The organism is Thioalkalivibrio sp. ALE17 (genome assembly GCF_000425605.1).
Classification (GTDB): Bacteria; Pseudomonadota; Gammaproteobacteria; order Ectothiorhodospirales; family Ectothiorhodospiraceae; genus Thioalkalivibrio.
On the sequence record NZ_AUDT01000007.1, the window covers coordinates 39,243 to 55,168 of the forward strand.

At 65.5% G+C, this 15,926-nt stretch carries 12 protein-coding genes and 1 pseudogene; 9 read left to right on the top strand and 4 right to left on the bottom strand.

Features of this window, described 5'->3' with window-relative positions; translation table 11 throughout:
• Positions 1-235 precede the first annotated feature (235 nt).
• The 7 genes and pseudogenes from H609_RS13355 to H609_RS0106360 form a co-directional block, all read left to right on the top strand.
• Positions 236-493, top strand: a pseudogene (locus tag H609_RS13355) (cellulase); the annotation flags it as partial.
• A gap of 374 nt (positions 494-867) precedes the next feature.
• The gene (locus H609_RS0106335) at positions 868-2,400 is read left to right on the top strand and encodes an L-lactate permease (protein ID WP_028484575.1); all 1,533 of its coding nucleotides are present in this window, start codon (positions 868-870) and stop codon (positions 2,398-2,400) included.
• A gap of 484 nt (positions 2,401-2,884) precedes the next feature.
• Positions 2,885-3,799 carry a GGDEF domain-containing protein gene (locus H609_RS0106340; protein WP_019584056.1) on the top strand — a complete coding sequence of 305 codons (915 nt, stop codon included), beginning with the start codon at positions 2,885-2,887 and terminating at the stop codon, positions 3,797-3,799.
• Positions 3,799-4,890 carry an ATP-binding protein gene (locus tag H609_RS0106345; RefSeq protein ID WP_051206757.1) on the top strand — a complete coding sequence of 364 codons (1,092 nt, stop codon included), beginning with the start codon at positions 3,799-3,801 and terminating at the stop codon, positions 4,888-4,890. Before H609_RS0106340 ends, H609_RS0106345 begins: the two co-directional genes overlap by 1 nt.
• Positions 4,883-5,758, top strand: coding sequence for an STAS domain-containing protein (locus H609_RS0106350; RefSeq protein ID WP_019584054.1), 876 nt, complete (start codon positions 4,883-4,885; stop codon positions 5,756-5,758). Before H609_RS0106345 ends, H609_RS0106350 begins: the two co-directional genes overlap by 8 nt.
• A gap of 45 nt (positions 5,759-5,803) precedes the next feature.
• The gene (locus H609_RS0106355; RefSeq protein ID WP_038036143.1) at positions 5,804-6,154 is read left to right on the top strand and encodes a hypothetical protein; all 351 of its coding nucleotides are present in this window, start codon (positions 5,804-5,806) and stop codon (positions 6,152-6,154) included.
• A 132-nt stretch (positions 6,155-6,286) separates the two neighbouring features.
• Positions 6,287-7,726 carry a diguanylate cyclase gene (locus H609_RS0106360; protein ID WP_019584052.1) on the top strand — a complete coding sequence of 480 codons (1,440 nt, stop codon included), beginning with the start codon at positions 6,287-6,289 and terminating at the stop codon, positions 7,724-7,726.
• Between the two features lie 459 nt (positions 7,727-8,185).
• Here the strand turns inward: H609_RS0106360 and H609_RS0106365 are convergent, their stop codons facing one another.
• Together H609_RS0106365 and H609_RS0106370 are read right to left on the bottom strand one after the other, a co-directional pair.
• Complete coding sequence (locus H609_RS0106365; protein WP_018866071.1) at positions 8,186-8,374, bottom strand: hypothetical protein; 189 nt, start codon at positions 8,372-8,374, stop codon at positions 8,186-8,188.
• 47 nt (positions 8,375-8,421) lie between these two features.
• On the bottom strand, positions 8,422-10,479 hold the full coding sequence (locus tag H609_RS0106370) for a sodium-translocating pyrophosphatase (protein WP_028484578.1): 2,058 nt from the start codon (positions 10,477-10,479) through the stop codon (positions 8,422-8,424).
• 509 nt (positions 10,480-10,988) lie between these two features.
• Between H609_RS0106370 and H609_RS0106375 the strand changes: the two genes are divergently transcribed.
• Together H609_RS0106375 and H609_RS0106380 are read left to right on the top strand one after the other, a co-directional pair.
• Positions 10,989-11,528 (top strand): HIT family protein, encoded by a 540-nt coding sequence (locus H609_RS0106375; RefSeq protein ID WP_018866069.1) that lies wholly within the window; start codon positions 10,989-10,991, stop codon positions 11,526-11,528.
• Between the two features lie 14 nt (positions 11,529-11,542).
• Complete coding sequence (locus H609_RS0106380) at positions 11,543-12,217, top strand: c-type cytochrome (protein ID WP_028484579.1); 675 nt, start codon at positions 11,543-11,545, stop codon at positions 12,215-12,217.
• Positions 12,218-12,253: 36 nt separating this feature from the next.
• On the opposite strand, the gene H609_RS0106385 is transcribed toward H609_RS0106380, so the two are convergent.
• Both H609_RS0106385 and H609_RS0106390 read right to left on the bottom strand, forming a co-directional pair.
• Positions 12,254-12,997: a hypothetical protein gene (locus H609_RS0106385; RefSeq protein ID WP_028484580.1), complete on the bottom strand. Its 744-nt coding sequence runs from the start codon at positions 12,995-12,997 to the stop codon at positions 12,254-12,256.
• A 79-nt stretch (positions 12,998-13,076) separates the two neighbouring features.
• The gene (locus tag H609_RS0106390; protein WP_018876331.1) at positions 13,077-15,896 is read right to left on the bottom strand and encodes an EAL domain-containing protein; all 2,820 of its coding nucleotides are present in this window, start codon (positions 15,894-15,896) and stop codon (positions 13,077-13,079) included.
• Between the last annotated feature and the right edge of the window lie 30 nt (positions 15,897-15,926).

The window sequence follows — 15,926 nt, forward strand, 5'->3', positions numbered from 1 at the left end:
CGCCCGTTTCTAATTGATTCGAGGCGCAACGCAGAATCGGGGAACCCGGGGCACCAGCCCCACAACTTAATCAACGAAGGTGCCCGGCCGCCCGTTGTTGATCAAAAATGCGCGCGCGCACGGCGTTGCGGTTCCCTTGTGCAGAATGACTGCACGGCAGTCACCGCGCCTTGTTCGCACGCAAAAGCGACTCGAGCGCGAGCGTGTACATGGATCAGTGTTACCCCCTTGCGGGTCGGCAGAAGGAGCGGCCGAAACCGGAGCCGAGGCCAGTGGCGGAATGGCCGGCGGCTCCGAACGGGGGTCCGAGGCCTCCGGTGGCGCGGCCGGCGGTGCGACCGGTGACGGTCGGGCCCCGGGTGCCGAAGGCGATATGGGCGCAGGTGCCGGCGCGGACACCCGGATGGGTGATGACGGCGCCGAAGCCGAAACCGATGCCGAAGCCGAAGGTGGCATCGACCTGGGGAATGACACCGAGGAGGAAGAAGACTGAAACCAGGTCCGTCGACAGGCCGGCCCCTTCGGCCGGCCTGTACTGCCTGCTCCCCGGGGAGCGATGCCCGGGGTCATCGAACCAGCGGGGGTATCCCCTTTACCCCCTGAACCTTCCTGCCCATGGCACGCGCCATGGGCTTTCCCGAGCCAACGCAAGTCCTGGTGGCCCGGAGCCGAACACCTTCCTCCGCCCCCTCGCATCCACTCCGAACGATTTCCACCGGATCTCCACGCGGCGTGACCGATGACGGATATCCCTTTGTCTGTGCAGGTTCGCGTGCCTGTTCTATAGCGATCCAACCGCACCGATGTGTATGCGCGCTCGGCGACGGGGTAGCATGATCCCATTCGCGTCGCGCGGGAGAAGCGATCGTGCTGTTCTGGCTTACGCTGGTGCCCTTCCTGCTGCTGTTCGCATGGCTGGTGCCGTTGCGCCGCCCGGCCTTCGAGGCCGCGCCGCTCGCCTATCTCGCCACACTCGTGCTGGCCGTCCTGGTCTGGGAGGTATCGGGCCCCGTGCTGGTGGCCAGTCTGCTGGACGCCGCGGTCGTGTTCGTGGAGGTCCTGCTGATCATCGTACTGGCGCTGCTGGTGCTGAACGTGATGATCGGTACGGGGCACATGAGCGCGATCCAGTCGGTGATCGCCAGCGTCTCGCGCGACCACCGGGTACTGGCCATGCTCCTCGGCTGGGGGCTGGTCAGCTTCGTCGAGGGCATCGCCGGTTTTGGCACCCCCGCGGTGCTGGCCGCCCCGCTACTGGTCTACTTCGGGATGCAGCCGCTAAAGGCCGTCGCCATCGCCCTGATCGGCAACAGCACCGCCGTCCCTTTCGGTGCGGCCGGCACCCCCGTGATCATCGGCTTCGCCGGCCTCGGCCTGGATGCGGAAACCACCCGCTCCGCGGTGCTGCAGACGGCCGTGATCCACACCGCTCTGGCGCCGTTTGTCACGCTGTTCATGGTCTGGGTCGCCACCCTGGGCGAGGAACGCGGGCGCTTCCGCGCATTCGTGCCGTTCGCCGTTCTGTCGGCCCTGGCCTTCGGCATCCCGTACCTGCTGGTTGCCTGGCTGGTGGGGCCTGAGCTGCCGTCCATCATCGGGGGCGTGGCGGCCATGGCGATCATTGCCCTGGCGGCCCACCGCGGCTTCCTGCTGCCCGGCCACGAGCGACGGGAGGAAGTCGAGCAGGCCCCGGTCGGACGCGTCCTGCTGGCCTTCGTCCCCTTCGCGGTAATGGCCGTTGCCCTGATCGCGTCGCGGACCATCATGCCCCTGCGCGAGGCCCTGCAGTCCGTGCGCTGGTCGCCCGGGGCGTTTCGGGAGATCGAACTCGGCCAGAGCCTGACCCCGCTGTACACCCCGTATTTCTACTTTGGTCTTGCCCTGCTCACCGCCCTGGTGCTGTTCCGCGTGAGCCGCCCCACGCTGGCCCAGGCCGTCGCCGCCACCTGGACCAAGCTGCGCGTCGCCGCGATCGTGCTGGCCTTTATCATCGCCCTCACCCAGCTCCTGCTGACCTCCGGCCACAACGCGGCCGGCCTGCCGTCGATGCCACAGGTCCTGGGCCAGGGACTGGCGGAGATCCTGGGCGGCACATTCGTGATGTTCAGCGCCTTTATCGGCGCCCTGGGCTCGTTCATGACCGGCAGCGCCACCGTCTCCAACCTGTTGTTCGCGCAACTCCAGGCCGATACCGCCGACGCCCTGGGCATGGCGATTCCGACCGTGCTGGCGCTGCAACTGATCGGTGCCGGGGTGGGCAACATGATCTCGCTGCACAACATCGCCATGGCGGCCGGGGCCGCCGGGCTGCAGGCCCGCGAGGGTCAGGTGATCCGCGAGACGATTGTCCCGGTCATCGTCGTCTGCATCGGCGCGGGCCTGCTCGCACTCGCCTGGTAGGGGCCCACCCGGTACCCCACGCGCCTGTTCTCGGGGAAACCCGTGGTACCCACGCGAGCTACCACACAACTACGTGCTTTGCCCGCACATTCCTGGACCCGTTAGCGCGACGCAGCGGGCCCTCCACCACGATCCGCAGTGTTTGAAATGCCTGGCTTGCAAGTACCGTCCTGTGGGAACCCGGCGCAAACGTTTGGCCAGGAACTCGACCTGATAGAAGAACGCGAACAGCGAGGCCCGCGATCCCGGACGGAAGCGCTCGTTTGCTGTTTCCCCAAGGGGGATCGCATATTCGGGGGCATCCGACAACACCCCGTAGACCCGGTCCAGCCACCCGGTTAGGCTAGGGAGACGCTCGCGTTTGGGACCGGCCTGCTGCAAGGAGGCAAGCGGGGTAAGTCACCTGCAGCCGGACTCGTGCAGGCTTACACAGGGAAAGGGCGATCGCATTTTGGGAGAAACCTTGCTCAGGCTCTCGGTATCGGTGGAACCGGACCGGCTTCGGCTGGCCCGCTTCTCGGTGGATGCCGTGCGTATCCTGGGTGGAAGCGAGTTCGCGGCCTCGGTTGCGTTACCCCCGCTGCTGGAGCGACTGCGCGCTGCCGCGATCGAAACCTCCGGTGTCCTCGAAGCCTCCCTGCGCGTAGACAACAACAAAGTACAGTGGGACTGGCTCGAAGAGCAGCATCTGGTTGCCCAGCTGCCGGCCTCCCCGGCGGGCAAGGACGTGCACGAACTGGCGGAAGCATTGCGCAAGGCCAGTGAATCGGCCGACCCCGAACTCCTTCGCCGGCGCAACGAGCAATTTGCCGCCGAGCTCGAACAGGCGCGTCAGCGGGCCGCGCACGAGATGGCCGAACTGGAGGCAGACCTGGATCGCAAGAAAAACGAGCTTCAGGCCTCCATACGCAAGGCCGAGACGGACAGCCTCACCGGCCTGCTCAACCGTGGCGCCTACGACAACCGGCTGCGCGAGGCCGTGCTCCGGGCCAGTCGCCAACGTGAATCCTTGTGCCTGATCCTGCTGGATCTCGACTTCTTCAAGGAGATCAACGATACCCACGGCCACCAGCATGGTGACCAGTACCTGCAGCGCATGGCCGACGTGATGCGCGCGTCCATTCGCGAGCATGTCGATATGGTGTGCAGAATCGGCGGTGACGAGTTCGCCATCGTTGTCTGGGGAGACACCCACGCGGCGCGCGCCATTTCCGACCGGGTACTCGCGGGCATGGACAACAAAGTAAGCATTGGTGTGGCACAACTGCGCGAGGAGGACACCCTGGATACCTTGATTGGCCGCGCGGATGTCGCACTCTACGATGCCAAGCACAAGGGCCGTGGTCGAGTTTCTCTCGCCGGAGGCGAAGCCTGCGTGGCCTCGGCCGGCAAAGCCTAATGGCCGGTCGAGTCCCGAACATAGCGAGCGACATTGCGGACCACGATCCGCCCATCCGACTGCTTACCGAGCAGGGCTCCAGTGACGGCAGTGGCCAAGTACTGCTGCGTTCAAAGCTGCGCGCCGTCTCTCGCCGCATGGGGTTCTCCGAAGCGGCACGCGAGCACATGGAACTGGCCTGCAAGGAGATGGTGACCAATCAGGTCAAGTACGCCGGGGGAGCCGGGCTGGTGCAGATATGGGAAACCACCCGCCCGGCACCTGCGGTCGACCTGTTTGCGATGGACTTCGGCCCGGGCATCCGGAATCTGCCAGCGGCGCTGGAGGATGGCTACACCACGTCGGGCACAATGGGCAAGGGCCTGGGCGCGATCCGCAGACTGGCCCACGAATCCGAGTTCTACACTATTCCCAATGGTGTGGCGCCCGAGGCCCCCTGGCACGGCACGGCCATCTGGGCCCGCTTTCATCCGCAGGCCCCGAAGGCGGCAGCACCTTTCCAGGCCGGGCAGTTCCTCCGTGCCTACCAGGACGGACCGTACAACGGCGACTGCCTGGACCTGGACCAGGCGGGCAGCCGCCTGCGCTGGCTGCACATGGACGGTCTGGGTCATGGTGCCGAGGCCCACGACGCCGTGTCGGGAAGCTGTCAGGCGTCCAGGCTGGAGAGCGACCTGCAGGAGACATTGGGGGATCTCAGCAAGCGCCTGCGCGGCGGACGCGGCGCCGTCGCACTTGCCGGCGAGGTGGACGCCGCCCAGGTACAAGCCCGCGTTTGCGGGGTGGGCGACATGAATGCCTACCTGATCTGCAATGGGGAGAAACGCAACGTCACCTTCTCCCCCGGCGTCCTGGGCCATGCCCACCGCAGTTTCGACGAAACCGAGATGGCGTTTCCGGCCCATGCGCTACTCATGACCTGCTCCGACGGCATCCGGCGAACCTGGACCCTCGGCAGCTTTCCGTCGCTCTGGCGCCTGCACCCGCAGCTGATCGCGCTGCTGCTCGGGCAGGTGCTTGGCCGGGGCAATGACGACAAATCCTTACTCGTGATCCGAAGCACACCCGCGAAGGGGGGAACGCATGGCTAAACAACCCGCGAAGTCCAAAACCGCCGACCAGATCCTGATCGAGCAGCTGATGCTCAATATCGGGACGATCTCGGGTGTCATCGAGGAACGTGGCAAGAACATCTTCGTCCAGGGAAACATCCTGTCCAAGGACGAGATCAACGACTACAGCGTCGAATTCCTCGAACTGTTCGTGATGCTCCTGCAAAGCGGCTCGAAAGTCGACCGCCGCAGCGCCGAATTCAAGGCCCTGCGCCAGCTCTTCACTACCATGTCGCAGCAGATCCAGGTGCGCGGCGGGAACATGGAGGAGTTCGTACGCTATATCCAGTTCATGCAGCACGTGATGATCGATGGGCTCGGCGAAGACGGCCAGCTCTCCGCACAGCAGCTCAAGGAGACCCTGCTGCTCCTCGCGGGCGTATTCAACGACATCATCCTGGATGTCTATCGCGTCTACCTCGAGCAGAAAGAAAGCACGATCCAGGCGCAGCAGGAGGAACTCCGCGAAATTTCCACCCCGATTACAGAGATTTGGGACGGGGTCCTCACGCTACCGATTATTGGCACACTGGATTCGTCCCGCACCATGATCGTGATGGAAAAACTGCTGGAACGCATCGAGCAGGACCGCGCGCGTGTGGTGGTGATGGACGTAACCGGCGTACTGGCCATCGACTCCCAGGTGTCGCACCATCTGGTGCAGATGATCCGCGCGGTGGGCCTGATGGGGGCCAGCGCGGTCCTCACCGGCATTCGCCCCGAGATTGCCCGGGCCTTGACGAGCCTGAACATCGAGCTCGGCGATGTCCTCACACGCTCCACCCTGGCGGAAGGCCTCAAGGAAGCGTTCAAGATCCTCGACGTCCACGTGGTCACCTCCCAGTGAGCCTCAAACGGCACCAGGCGTCCAGGTAATCACGGGCCTGCCACGATGAGCGAAGCAAGCGTCCAGGGGATGCACCTGACTCCGATCGGCGGAGCGATTGTGCTGCTGGAACCGGGCGACGGTCTGGACCCGACAGATGCCAACGCCTATCTGGAGCCGCTAGCCGCGTTCCTTCAGGGCCGGGATGCCCGACGCCTGATCTACGATCTGACCAAGGTTCCCGTAATCGACCGCGTCTACTACGAATGGCTCAAGGCCGTTCATGCCATCTGCGCCATCTGCGGCGTGGAAATGGTCGTCGCCGGTATGCGGCCCTCCGCCGCCTATGCCCTCGCCCACTCACTGGACGAGACGCCCCCGTTCACCTGCGCGCTCAACGTCGACCGGGCCCGCTGAGGCCTTTTGAGTACACGGCGTCATCCACCCACCGGGCCTGGACCATCACATACGGGATGCTTGCCCGGACCGGGCATTCTGGCATTCTGGCATTCTGGGGTCAGGGTCGTTCTTCTGCTCTGGGGGGCATGGATGGCATTCAGGGATCAGAATCAGCTCAACGCGCTGATCGTCGACAACGCCGCGGTCTGGATCAATTCGCTGGATGTGGAGGGGCGCATCACCTTCTGGAACCGCGCCGCCGAGCGCATCAGCGGCTATACCCGCGAAGAGGTCCTCGGGCACACCCGGGTCTGGGAATGGCTGTATCCCGACCCCTACTACCGCGAGGCCTTGTTAACACGCACCCGCCAGATCATTCAGCAGGGCGACGCACTTCAGGGCTTCGAGACCACCATCCGTACCCGCGCCGGGGACGACCGGATCCTGTCGTGGCACTCTGAACAGCTGTTCGACCCGCAGGGGACGCTGCTCGGATCCAGCGCCGTCGCCTACGACATCACCGACCGCCGGCGGCTGGAGGATTCCCACGACCGGCAGTATCGCCTGCAGGGCCTGATCGCGGAGATCTCCGCCGCCCTGATCAACATCGCCGCCGAGGACGTCGACCGCGTCGTCGAGGAAAGCCTGGAGCGCCTGGGCGTGTTCTTCGGGCTCGGGCGCGCCTACGTATTCCGCTTCGATCTCCCCGCCGGGCAGATGAGCCTAGTCGACGAGTGGTGCGCGGACGGCGTGCAGGCCCACCGCGACAACCTCCAGGGTATTCCGCTCAAGGCGCATAACTGGGTCACGTCACAGGTCCTCGCGCGGCAAGTGGTGCACGTGCCGGACATCGACGGCCTCCCACCCGAGGCAAGTACGGAGCAGAAAGAATTCCGCCGCGAGCAGATCCGCTCCCTGCTGCTGATCCCCCTGGTCAGTGACCAGAAGGCCTTCGGCATCCTGGGATTCGACGCAGTCGATGCGCCCTATTGCTGGACCGAGGACCAGATCACCGTACTGCGGCTCGTAGCCGACATGATCGCGGGCACCCTGGCGCGCAAACAGGTCGAGCTGGAACTCGCCCGCCAGGCACGCGTGGACGGGCTCACCGGCCTGGCCAACCGGCGCGAGTTCGACAGCCAGCTGGAGCGCGAATGCGCGGCCCGGCGCGAGCGCTCCCTGTCGCTGCTGATGATCGACCTCGATCATTTCAAACCCTACAACGACGCCTTAGGGCACCAGGCCGGGGATGACTGCCTGCGCGCGGTGGCCGACGTCATGCGCTCCATCCTTAACCGGCCATCGGACCTGGTCGCGCGCTACGGCGGCGAGGAGTTTGCCTGCATCCTGGCCGATACCGACCCTGAAGGCGGGCTGCAGGTCGCCGAGCACATCCGCAAAGCGGTATACGCCCTCAACCTGGCGCATCCGGAAAGCGCCGAAGGTCGCGTGACCGTCAGTATCGGCGTATGCAGCGTGCACACCCGCTGGCCGGTGGAGCCTCGAGCCCTGGTGGGCCACGCAGACGAAGGGCTCTACCGCGCCAAGCGCGCCGGCCGCAACCGAGTGGAATCCCTCACCATGCGCTAGGGAGACGCTGATTGAATCGCACGTCCGCGTTGGTGCCCCCCAGTTTTTCGAGACAAAGCGTTCCGAGACAAGGCGCGTCGTGCAGCGGGTAGTGGTTCTACCCGCCCGTTTCTGCTGGATTCGGGGCACAACGCAGGATCGGGCCATATTCATTCAGAATCGGGGGGGCACCAACCGCACAAGCCATAGAAAGCAGGGGCTCGGCCGCCCGTTGTTGATCAAAAACGGGCGCGCGCACAGCGTTGCGGTTCCCTTGTGCAGAATGACTGCACGGCAGTCACCGCACCTTGTTCGCACGCAAAAGCGACTCGAGCGCGGACGTGCGATTCAATCAGCGTCTCCCTAGACTGATGAATGCGCACGCTCGCGGCGGCGCGGTGCTCGCAACAGCCCGCCCCGTGGTTGACGCTTGCGCAGCGCAGCGGGAGGACACGCACGTCTGCGTGTCCTCCCGCCGGGTCAGCCTGGCTTGCAGGCCAGGCCGTACTCGAAGGTGTGGATCTTCACCCCCTCGGGGAAGGCCGCCTTCAGCCGCCGCTCGAACTCGGCATAGATCTCGGCCTTGTGCTGCTGGACGTCCCAGTCGCGGCTGTCACAGTCGACGCCCTCGACGTCGAGTTCCATGTTGAACTCCAGATCCGGGGCCATTTGTACGCGGATTCTCGGCATGTCGATTCTCCTTCCGGTTCGGGGCCCTACAGAACGGGCACGAGCAGCAGCGCCATGATGTTCAGCACCTTGATGAGCGGGTTGATCGCGGGCCCCGAGGTGTCCTTGTAGGGGTCGCCGACCGTGTCGCCGGTCACCGCGGCATGGTGCGCTTCCGACCCCTTGCCCCCGTGATGCCCGTCCTCGATGTACTTCTTCGCGTTGTCCCAGGCGCCGCCGCCCGCGGTCTGCGAGATCGCCACGAACAGCCCGGTCACGATCGTCCCGATCAGCAGCCCCCCGAGGGCCTCGGTACCCAGGAACACGCCGACCAGAACGGGGACCAGCACCGGCAGCAGCGAGGGCACGATCATTTCGCGGATCGCCGCACTGGTGAGCATATCCACGGCTCGAGTGTAGTCCGGCTTCGTGGTGCCCTCCATGATCCCGCTGATCTCGCGGAACTGGCGCCGCACCTCGTTCACGATGCCGGAGGCCGCGCGACCGACCGACTCCATGGTCATCGACGCAAACAGGTACGGGATCAGGCCGCCGATAAACAGGCCCACGATCACGTTCGGATTGCTCAGCTCGAAGTTGTGCCCACCCCCGGTGTGATGCACCAGCTCGTGGGTGTAGTCGGCAAACAGCACCAGTGCCGCCAGGCCCGCCGAACCGATGGCGTAGCCCTTGGTCACGGCCTTCGTGGTGTTGCCCACCGAATCCAGCGCATCGGTGGTGTCCCGCACCTCGGAGGGCAGATCGGCCATCTCCGCGATGCCACCGGCGTTGTCCGTGATCGGACCGTAGGCGTCCATCGCCACGATGATCCCGGTCATCGACAGCATCGTGGTCGCGGCGATCGCGATGCCGTAGAGCCCGCCAAAGGCATAGGCCACCAGGATGGCGGCGCACACCGCCAGCACCGGCGCGGCGGTCGCCTTCATCGACAGCGCCAGCCCGGCGATGATGTTGGTCGCGTGACCGGTCGTGGAGGCCTCGGCCAGATGGCGAACCGGCCGGAAGACCGTGGAGGTGTAGTAGTCCGTCGCCACCATAATGACGCCGGTCAGGACCAGCCCCACCAGTGCCGCCCCGTACAGGCGCAGCGCGGCCCCGCTCTCGATCCCCATGTTGTTGGCCAGCGCGGTATCCGGAACCAGCACCAGGGTAATGGGCAGGAATGCCACGGCAGCCAGCCCCCCCGAGACGATTAGTCCCTTGTAGAGCCCCCGGATAATCTCGGAACCCTCGCGCGCCTTGACCACGAAGGTACCGACGATCGAGGCCAGGATCGCGCCGCCGCCCAGCACCAGCGGATACACCGCGGCCATCAGCCCCAGCTCGGGAATCAGCAGCGTGCCCAGGATCATCGTCGCGATGATGGTCACTGCATAGGTCTCGAACAGGTCCGCGGCCATCCCGGCGCAGTCGCCCACGTTGTCGCCCACGTTGTCGGCGATCACCGCCGGGTTCCGCGGGTCATCCTCCGGAATACCGGCCTCGACCTTGCCCACCAGGTCCGCCCCGACATCCGCGCCCTTGGTGAAGATGCCACCACCCACACGGGCAAAGATGGAGATCAGCGAACCGCCCAGGGCCAGCCCGACCAGGGGCGAAAGTCCCACATCGCCCCCCTCCGGTGTCAGCCACCAGAGCACGGCGAAATAGCCCGCCACCCCCAGCAGCCCGAGCCCGACCACCAGCAGGCCGGTCACCGCGCCCCCGCGGAAGGCCACATCCATCGCCGCCTCCAGGCTCGACTTCGCAGCCGCCGCCGTGCGCACATTGGCGCGCACCGCCACATGCATGCCAATGAACCCGGCGGCCCCGGAAAGCACGGCACCGATCAGAAACCCGACCGCGGAGCCGATGCCGATCACCAGCCACAGCCCTACGAACAGCACCACCCCGACCACTGCAATGGTCGTGTACTGCCGCTTCATGTAGGCCGAGGCGCCTTCCTGGATCGCGCGGGCGATCCGCCGCATCTCGTCGGTACCCTCCGATCGCGAAAGTACCCAGCGGATGGACAACAGACCGTAGACCAGCGCGACAACGCCGCACAGCAGCGCAAACACGAGGCCGGAAAGTGGCATGGACATGAGCTCCCCCTTCGATACGTCGTGACACAAACGCCTCCGGCGCAGCGGGCACCCGCGACGTTCAAGAAGAACGCGCCAGGCGCGACGCCACCGCCCGGGTCAGGCCCGGACATCCGGTTTGTGCAGCCCGGTCGTGCCTGCGCGCGACCGGTCGTCGAGGCGCGCGGCGGCCGCTGGCGCGGGCGTACAGCCTCGACAAACGTATCGGGGGATGGTGGGTCGGCCGGGAGATCACTCAGTGACCGGACCGCAAAAACCCCTTACAATGCTAGGGAACTTACGTGGTGCGATCCCGGCCGTCAAGCCATGCAGCCATCAGGGTTTTCGGAACCTGCGCCGACATTACCGTTCACAAAGAGCGTTGCTCGCGCACGACCGGGCCCGATTCGTCCCGCGGCCACACCGCGTATCCGATTCGCCGCATACAGGGACGCGGGCACGCAAGCGTGGAAGTCGCGTAAAATCCGCCACTTTCCAACTGACGCAAGCCCCTACTCGCAGGCCCTCCCATGACCAGTGCCCAACCAGCCACCCCGAACTGCTACTTCTGCCGGGTATCCGCCGGCCTGGCCGACCCGCTGATCTACGAGAATCGCTCGTTCGTCGCCCTGTTCGACACCAATCCGGTCAACCCCGGGCACGCACTCGTCATCCCCCGGCGCCACGTGGTCTCCCTGTTCGACCTCGACGACACCGAACAGGCGGACTACTTCGACGCGCTTCACGGCGTGCGCCGGGTCATCGAAGCCACGGACCTGGAAAAGCTGTACCGCAACATGCGCGTCCGCGAAGACCTGCGCGAGCGCCCCAAGGACCACATCGACAACGTCCTGGACCTGCCCTTCCTGGGCAATCCGCCCGATGCCTATACCGTCGGCAACAACGACGGCCGCATGGCCGGGCGCAGCATCGACCACCTGCACGTGATCCTGTTGCCGCGCTACGCGGGCGACGTCGAAGACCCTCGCGGCGGCATCCGCAACGTCATCCCGGATCGCGCGAACTACCACCGCCATGCCCACCCGGGCGTACGCACCGACACGGCCTGAACAACGCCAATGCCATGCGCGTGGCACGCCTCCACCAACCCCTCGGCGCAGTCGCCTGGCTCGCACTGACCGCGGCATCGTTGGGTCTGCCGACGGCCAGTGCCAGCGGGGACGAGGACCTCGGTGCACGCATTGCCCAGGAAGGCAACGACCGCGGGGCGACCGCCTGCATCCAGTGCCATGGCGAACAGGGTCAGGGCCAGTCGCAGCCGCCGTTCCCGCGCCTGGGGGGGCTGCCGGAGCAATACCTGGTGGAGCAGATGGAGGCCTACCGGGACGGCCTGCGCCCGAACGCCACCATGGCGCGGATCGCCCAGCACCTGAACGACGAAGAGATCGAAGCGATCAGCCGGCACTACGCGGAGATGGAACCGGCGGGCGGCCCGCATGACGTGCCGGGCGATCTGGCGGAGCGGGGGCGCGCGATTGCCCTTGCGGGATTGCCGGAACGCAACGTCCAGTCCTGCGCCTCCTGCCATGGGGACGAAGGACGCGAACGGAACCCCAGCCTGCCGCCGCTGGCCGGCCACCCGCCCCGCTATCTGATGGCACAGCTCCAGGCCTATGTCCACGGCGCGCGCGAGACGTCCCTTGCCGGCCTGATGCAGGGCATCGTGCGCGAACTGGAAGAGGAAGAAATGGCGGCACTCGCGGCCTACTACGCCTCCCTGCCGGCCCGCGACGAATAACCAGGGCTCGAGGCAACCTGTCCATTCGGCCTGGCACTACCCCGCTTCCACCGCCCCCGTGGCCGGATCAAACACCCATGGTTCGTCGCCGAGGCGGAACCGAAGAGTTCCCTCCACCCAGCCCAGCGCCTCGTAGCGTTGCGCCTTCGGATCCAGCTCCCCGTGGTGCTCAACACGCACCGGGATCGCATTCGCTTCCACCGAGTCGCCCAGCGATTCGCGATCCACGACCGTCAGGGTACGGTTCCCTGCAGGTCCTTCCTGCGCGAACACCACATGGCGCCCATCGTCGCTCCAGGGCCCGATCGTGACGCGGCCCCCGTACTGAAACGCCGCCGGGCTCGCCGCGCCGCTGTCCGCCCGCACCAGCCATCCGGCGCTGTGGGCCGCACCGCTGGTGACCACCGCTACCCAGGCATCGTCCGGGGATGCCTTGGCCTCCCGGAATCGCGTTGTCGCACCGAAGGCGTTCTGCGCGTCCACCTGGATATCGCCGGGCAGGTCTTGAATGCCAAGGAGCGTGGCACCCTCCGCCGTCCGAACAGACGCCTCACGGATGTCGAGCGGCGCCTTCACGGACGCCTCGCCGTACCCGGACGGTTCCACTTCCTCCCCCCACGGCGTACAACCACTGATCACGAGCAACGTGACTACCGCACCCGCGGCGACCCGGGGCGCGACGCGTCGAACCGAGCGGCCGCGTCCAGGCCAGAACGCGCCCGCGCCCGACCGCTCCGCCAGCACATCCTTGCATTTTTGACTGTTCGCGAGACCCCGCATCCCCCTCCAACGACACACACCTGCATCCGCAGAACTCATAGTGCGTGTCCTCTTTATGGTGGTGACTCGGTGCTCGTCTTCAGAGGTCTCCGAACACTTCCGACGCAGGCACCGGCTGGCCCAGGTGGTAGCCCTGTCCAAGGGCAACCCGGTAGTCCTGCAAAATGGGAATAATCGCCTCCTGATCAACGAATTCAGCGATCGCCTCCTTGCCAAGGCCAACCGCAAGATCTGCGATCGCCCGGACAATGACCCGACTTTCATGGTCATCCACGAGTCTACGAGTAAAGCTTCCGTCGATCTTGATGTAGTCCACTGGCAGCTGGCCCAGGTAGTGGAAACTGCTGAACCCCACCCCAAAGTCATCCAGTGCCGCGCGGCATCCAAGCGCGCGTATGCCGGTCAGCACACCCCGTGCCGTGGAAAAGTCGCTGACGGCTGCGGTCTCGGTCACTTCCAGGATGAGTTGCCGTGGGTTGGCACCACTGGCGCGCAACTCCTCGGCCAGGTAATCCGTAAGGTAGTCGTCATGCAATGACTGCCCGGAGAGGTTCACGGCCAGACTGATGTCTTCGTCCTGAATCCTGCCCAACAACTGCAGCGCCGCGCGCAGCACCCAACGATCCAGCTGCACGATCTGACCACTGCGCTCGGCAAAGGGGATAAAACGTCCCGGCATCAGTAACTCGCCTTCACCACCGTGCATACGCAGCAGCACCTCATAGTGACGCACGCTGCGGTCACTCAGGCGCACTATGGGCTGAACCATCAGCTCAAAAGTGTTGGTCTTCAGCGCCTTGTGCAACTGGTCCACCCAGTAGACCCGCTGCTCCAGTTCATCCCTGACGTCTTCCACCGCGTGCAGCATGTGCCAGCGTTGAGGCCCTCCCTCTTTCGCCTGATACATCGCCACATCGGCGCTTGCCATCAGGTCAGCGGGCGTAGCGCCGTGCTCCGGGAAACGGGCAATACCGATGCTGGCCGACACTCGATGGCGCTGCTCACCGATGGCGAGATCCACATCCTCCAGCAGCTTCACCACGTACTGCGCCACGTACATGGCCTGATCGTCGCTCGCGCCCTCCAGCAACAGGGCGAACTCGTCACCGCCCAGGCGCGCGATTACGCCGCGGTATCCCAGATACTCGTACAGGGTATGGCCCACTCGGCGCAGCAACTCGTCCCCGGCGTGGTAGCCCCGTAGCTCGTTCACATCCCGGAACTGATCCAAGTCCATCAACAGGACGGCGCCATGGGCACCCTTGGCCAGGGCCTGATCCAGCGCCTCATGGAAGTAGCGGCGATTGTAGAGTTCGGTGAGCGGATCGCGCTGGGCCAGCCAGGTCAGTCGAGCCTCGGCGGCCTTGCGTTCGCTGATGTCCAGCCCCACGGAGATCCGGCCCGGCTCATCCCCGGGAAGCGGCGCGTGGTACCAAACGACCACCCGTTCCTCACCACCGGGCGTGCGCAACGAACGTTCTTCCTCCCCCTGCTGGACATCTCCATCCAGGACGGCAGATCCGATGGGCAAGACCTCGTCAAACGTCCGGCCGATCAAGTCCTCCTCGGAATGCTCAAGCACGGTCGTCGTGTATTCATTGACCAGGGTGATCCGCCCGTCCGAATCCTGGCTGATGATAAACACCCGTGCCGTGTCCAGAAGGCTACCGATGAAATCGCGCTCGCGCGCCAGTGCCTGGATCTGCGCCGCCAGCTGCTGATCCCGGTTCTGCACCGTGCCCTCCAGGGTCTCCAGCTGATCGGCCAGATCCAGGGTCGTGGTCTCCAGTTCATCAATCTCGTCCTGAAACCGCCGGCGCGGTTCCGGAATCACCTCCCGGGTTCGCGCGAAGCCACCGCTGGCCAGCCCCGGCAACACCTCAGCCAGTCGATACAGGCGCCGCATCGGTGGCCAGACGATCAGCAACACGATGGCCTCCGCGATCACCCAACCGGTCATCCCGGCGAGGAATAGGTTACGGGTGTGCTCCCGGATGGCATCGACCTGAGAGGTGATATCCGAGAGGGACAGCAAGTACCCCTCAACATCGGTATCCGTGCCGCCATGGCCCGCAAGCGGGAGCGCCTGGACCTCCAGAACCCGCGATCCATCCTTGAACGTCACTGGATCCCGAGACAGCGAGGACCACGCCACCTCCTCGGCCATGGCGCGCAGGGTCGGCAACGTCTGTTCGATCCGGGTGATCGCCAGGAGATGCCCGCCCCATTCCGGCACCTGACGGAGCATATCCCCCGTTTCGGGCTGCCCTGCGCTGCGCAATAACAGGGCAACCTCACTGCCGGACACGTTACGGACCTGTTGGGTGAGATCGGCCAGAGACCGGGAAACCAGCACAGTCCCCGCCATTTCCCCATCCACCAGCACCGGTACCAGACTGTGGATAAGACAGTCGGCTGCACAGCGCAGATCGCTGTGAGGCCGCTCTGTGTCGCGGACCCGATCCAGCCAATCTTCGACGAGCCCGGGCGTCAGGCTGTCGTCGTCACCTCGGCTGGAGAGCAGACGCCCCGATTCGAGATAGACCCGGACCTGCGCCACTCCGGCGTCCAGTTCCAACGTGGGCCATTGGGTCGCCAACACCTGATCGGCCAGTATCTTGTCTCGCTGCTCGAGCGCACGGGACAAGCCCGGCGCCGCCGCCACCACGGCTGCCAATTGCTGCAGGCTGTCCTCGGCACGTTCCAGCGCCAGCCGCATCTCGCGTTGCTCACGGGCGTGACTGTCCTCGCGCTCCTGCTGGAACTGGCTTTCCAGGATGTCATGGCCCAGCGTGGTAATCAGCGCTACCAGACCGACCAGCACCAGACTGGTCAGCACAATAAGCCGCCCCGTGAGTCCCACCCGGATGCGCGAATGCGATGTGTGTGGCTTCGTCATCCCCAGGTGCCCGTTCTATTGCGTTCCGGC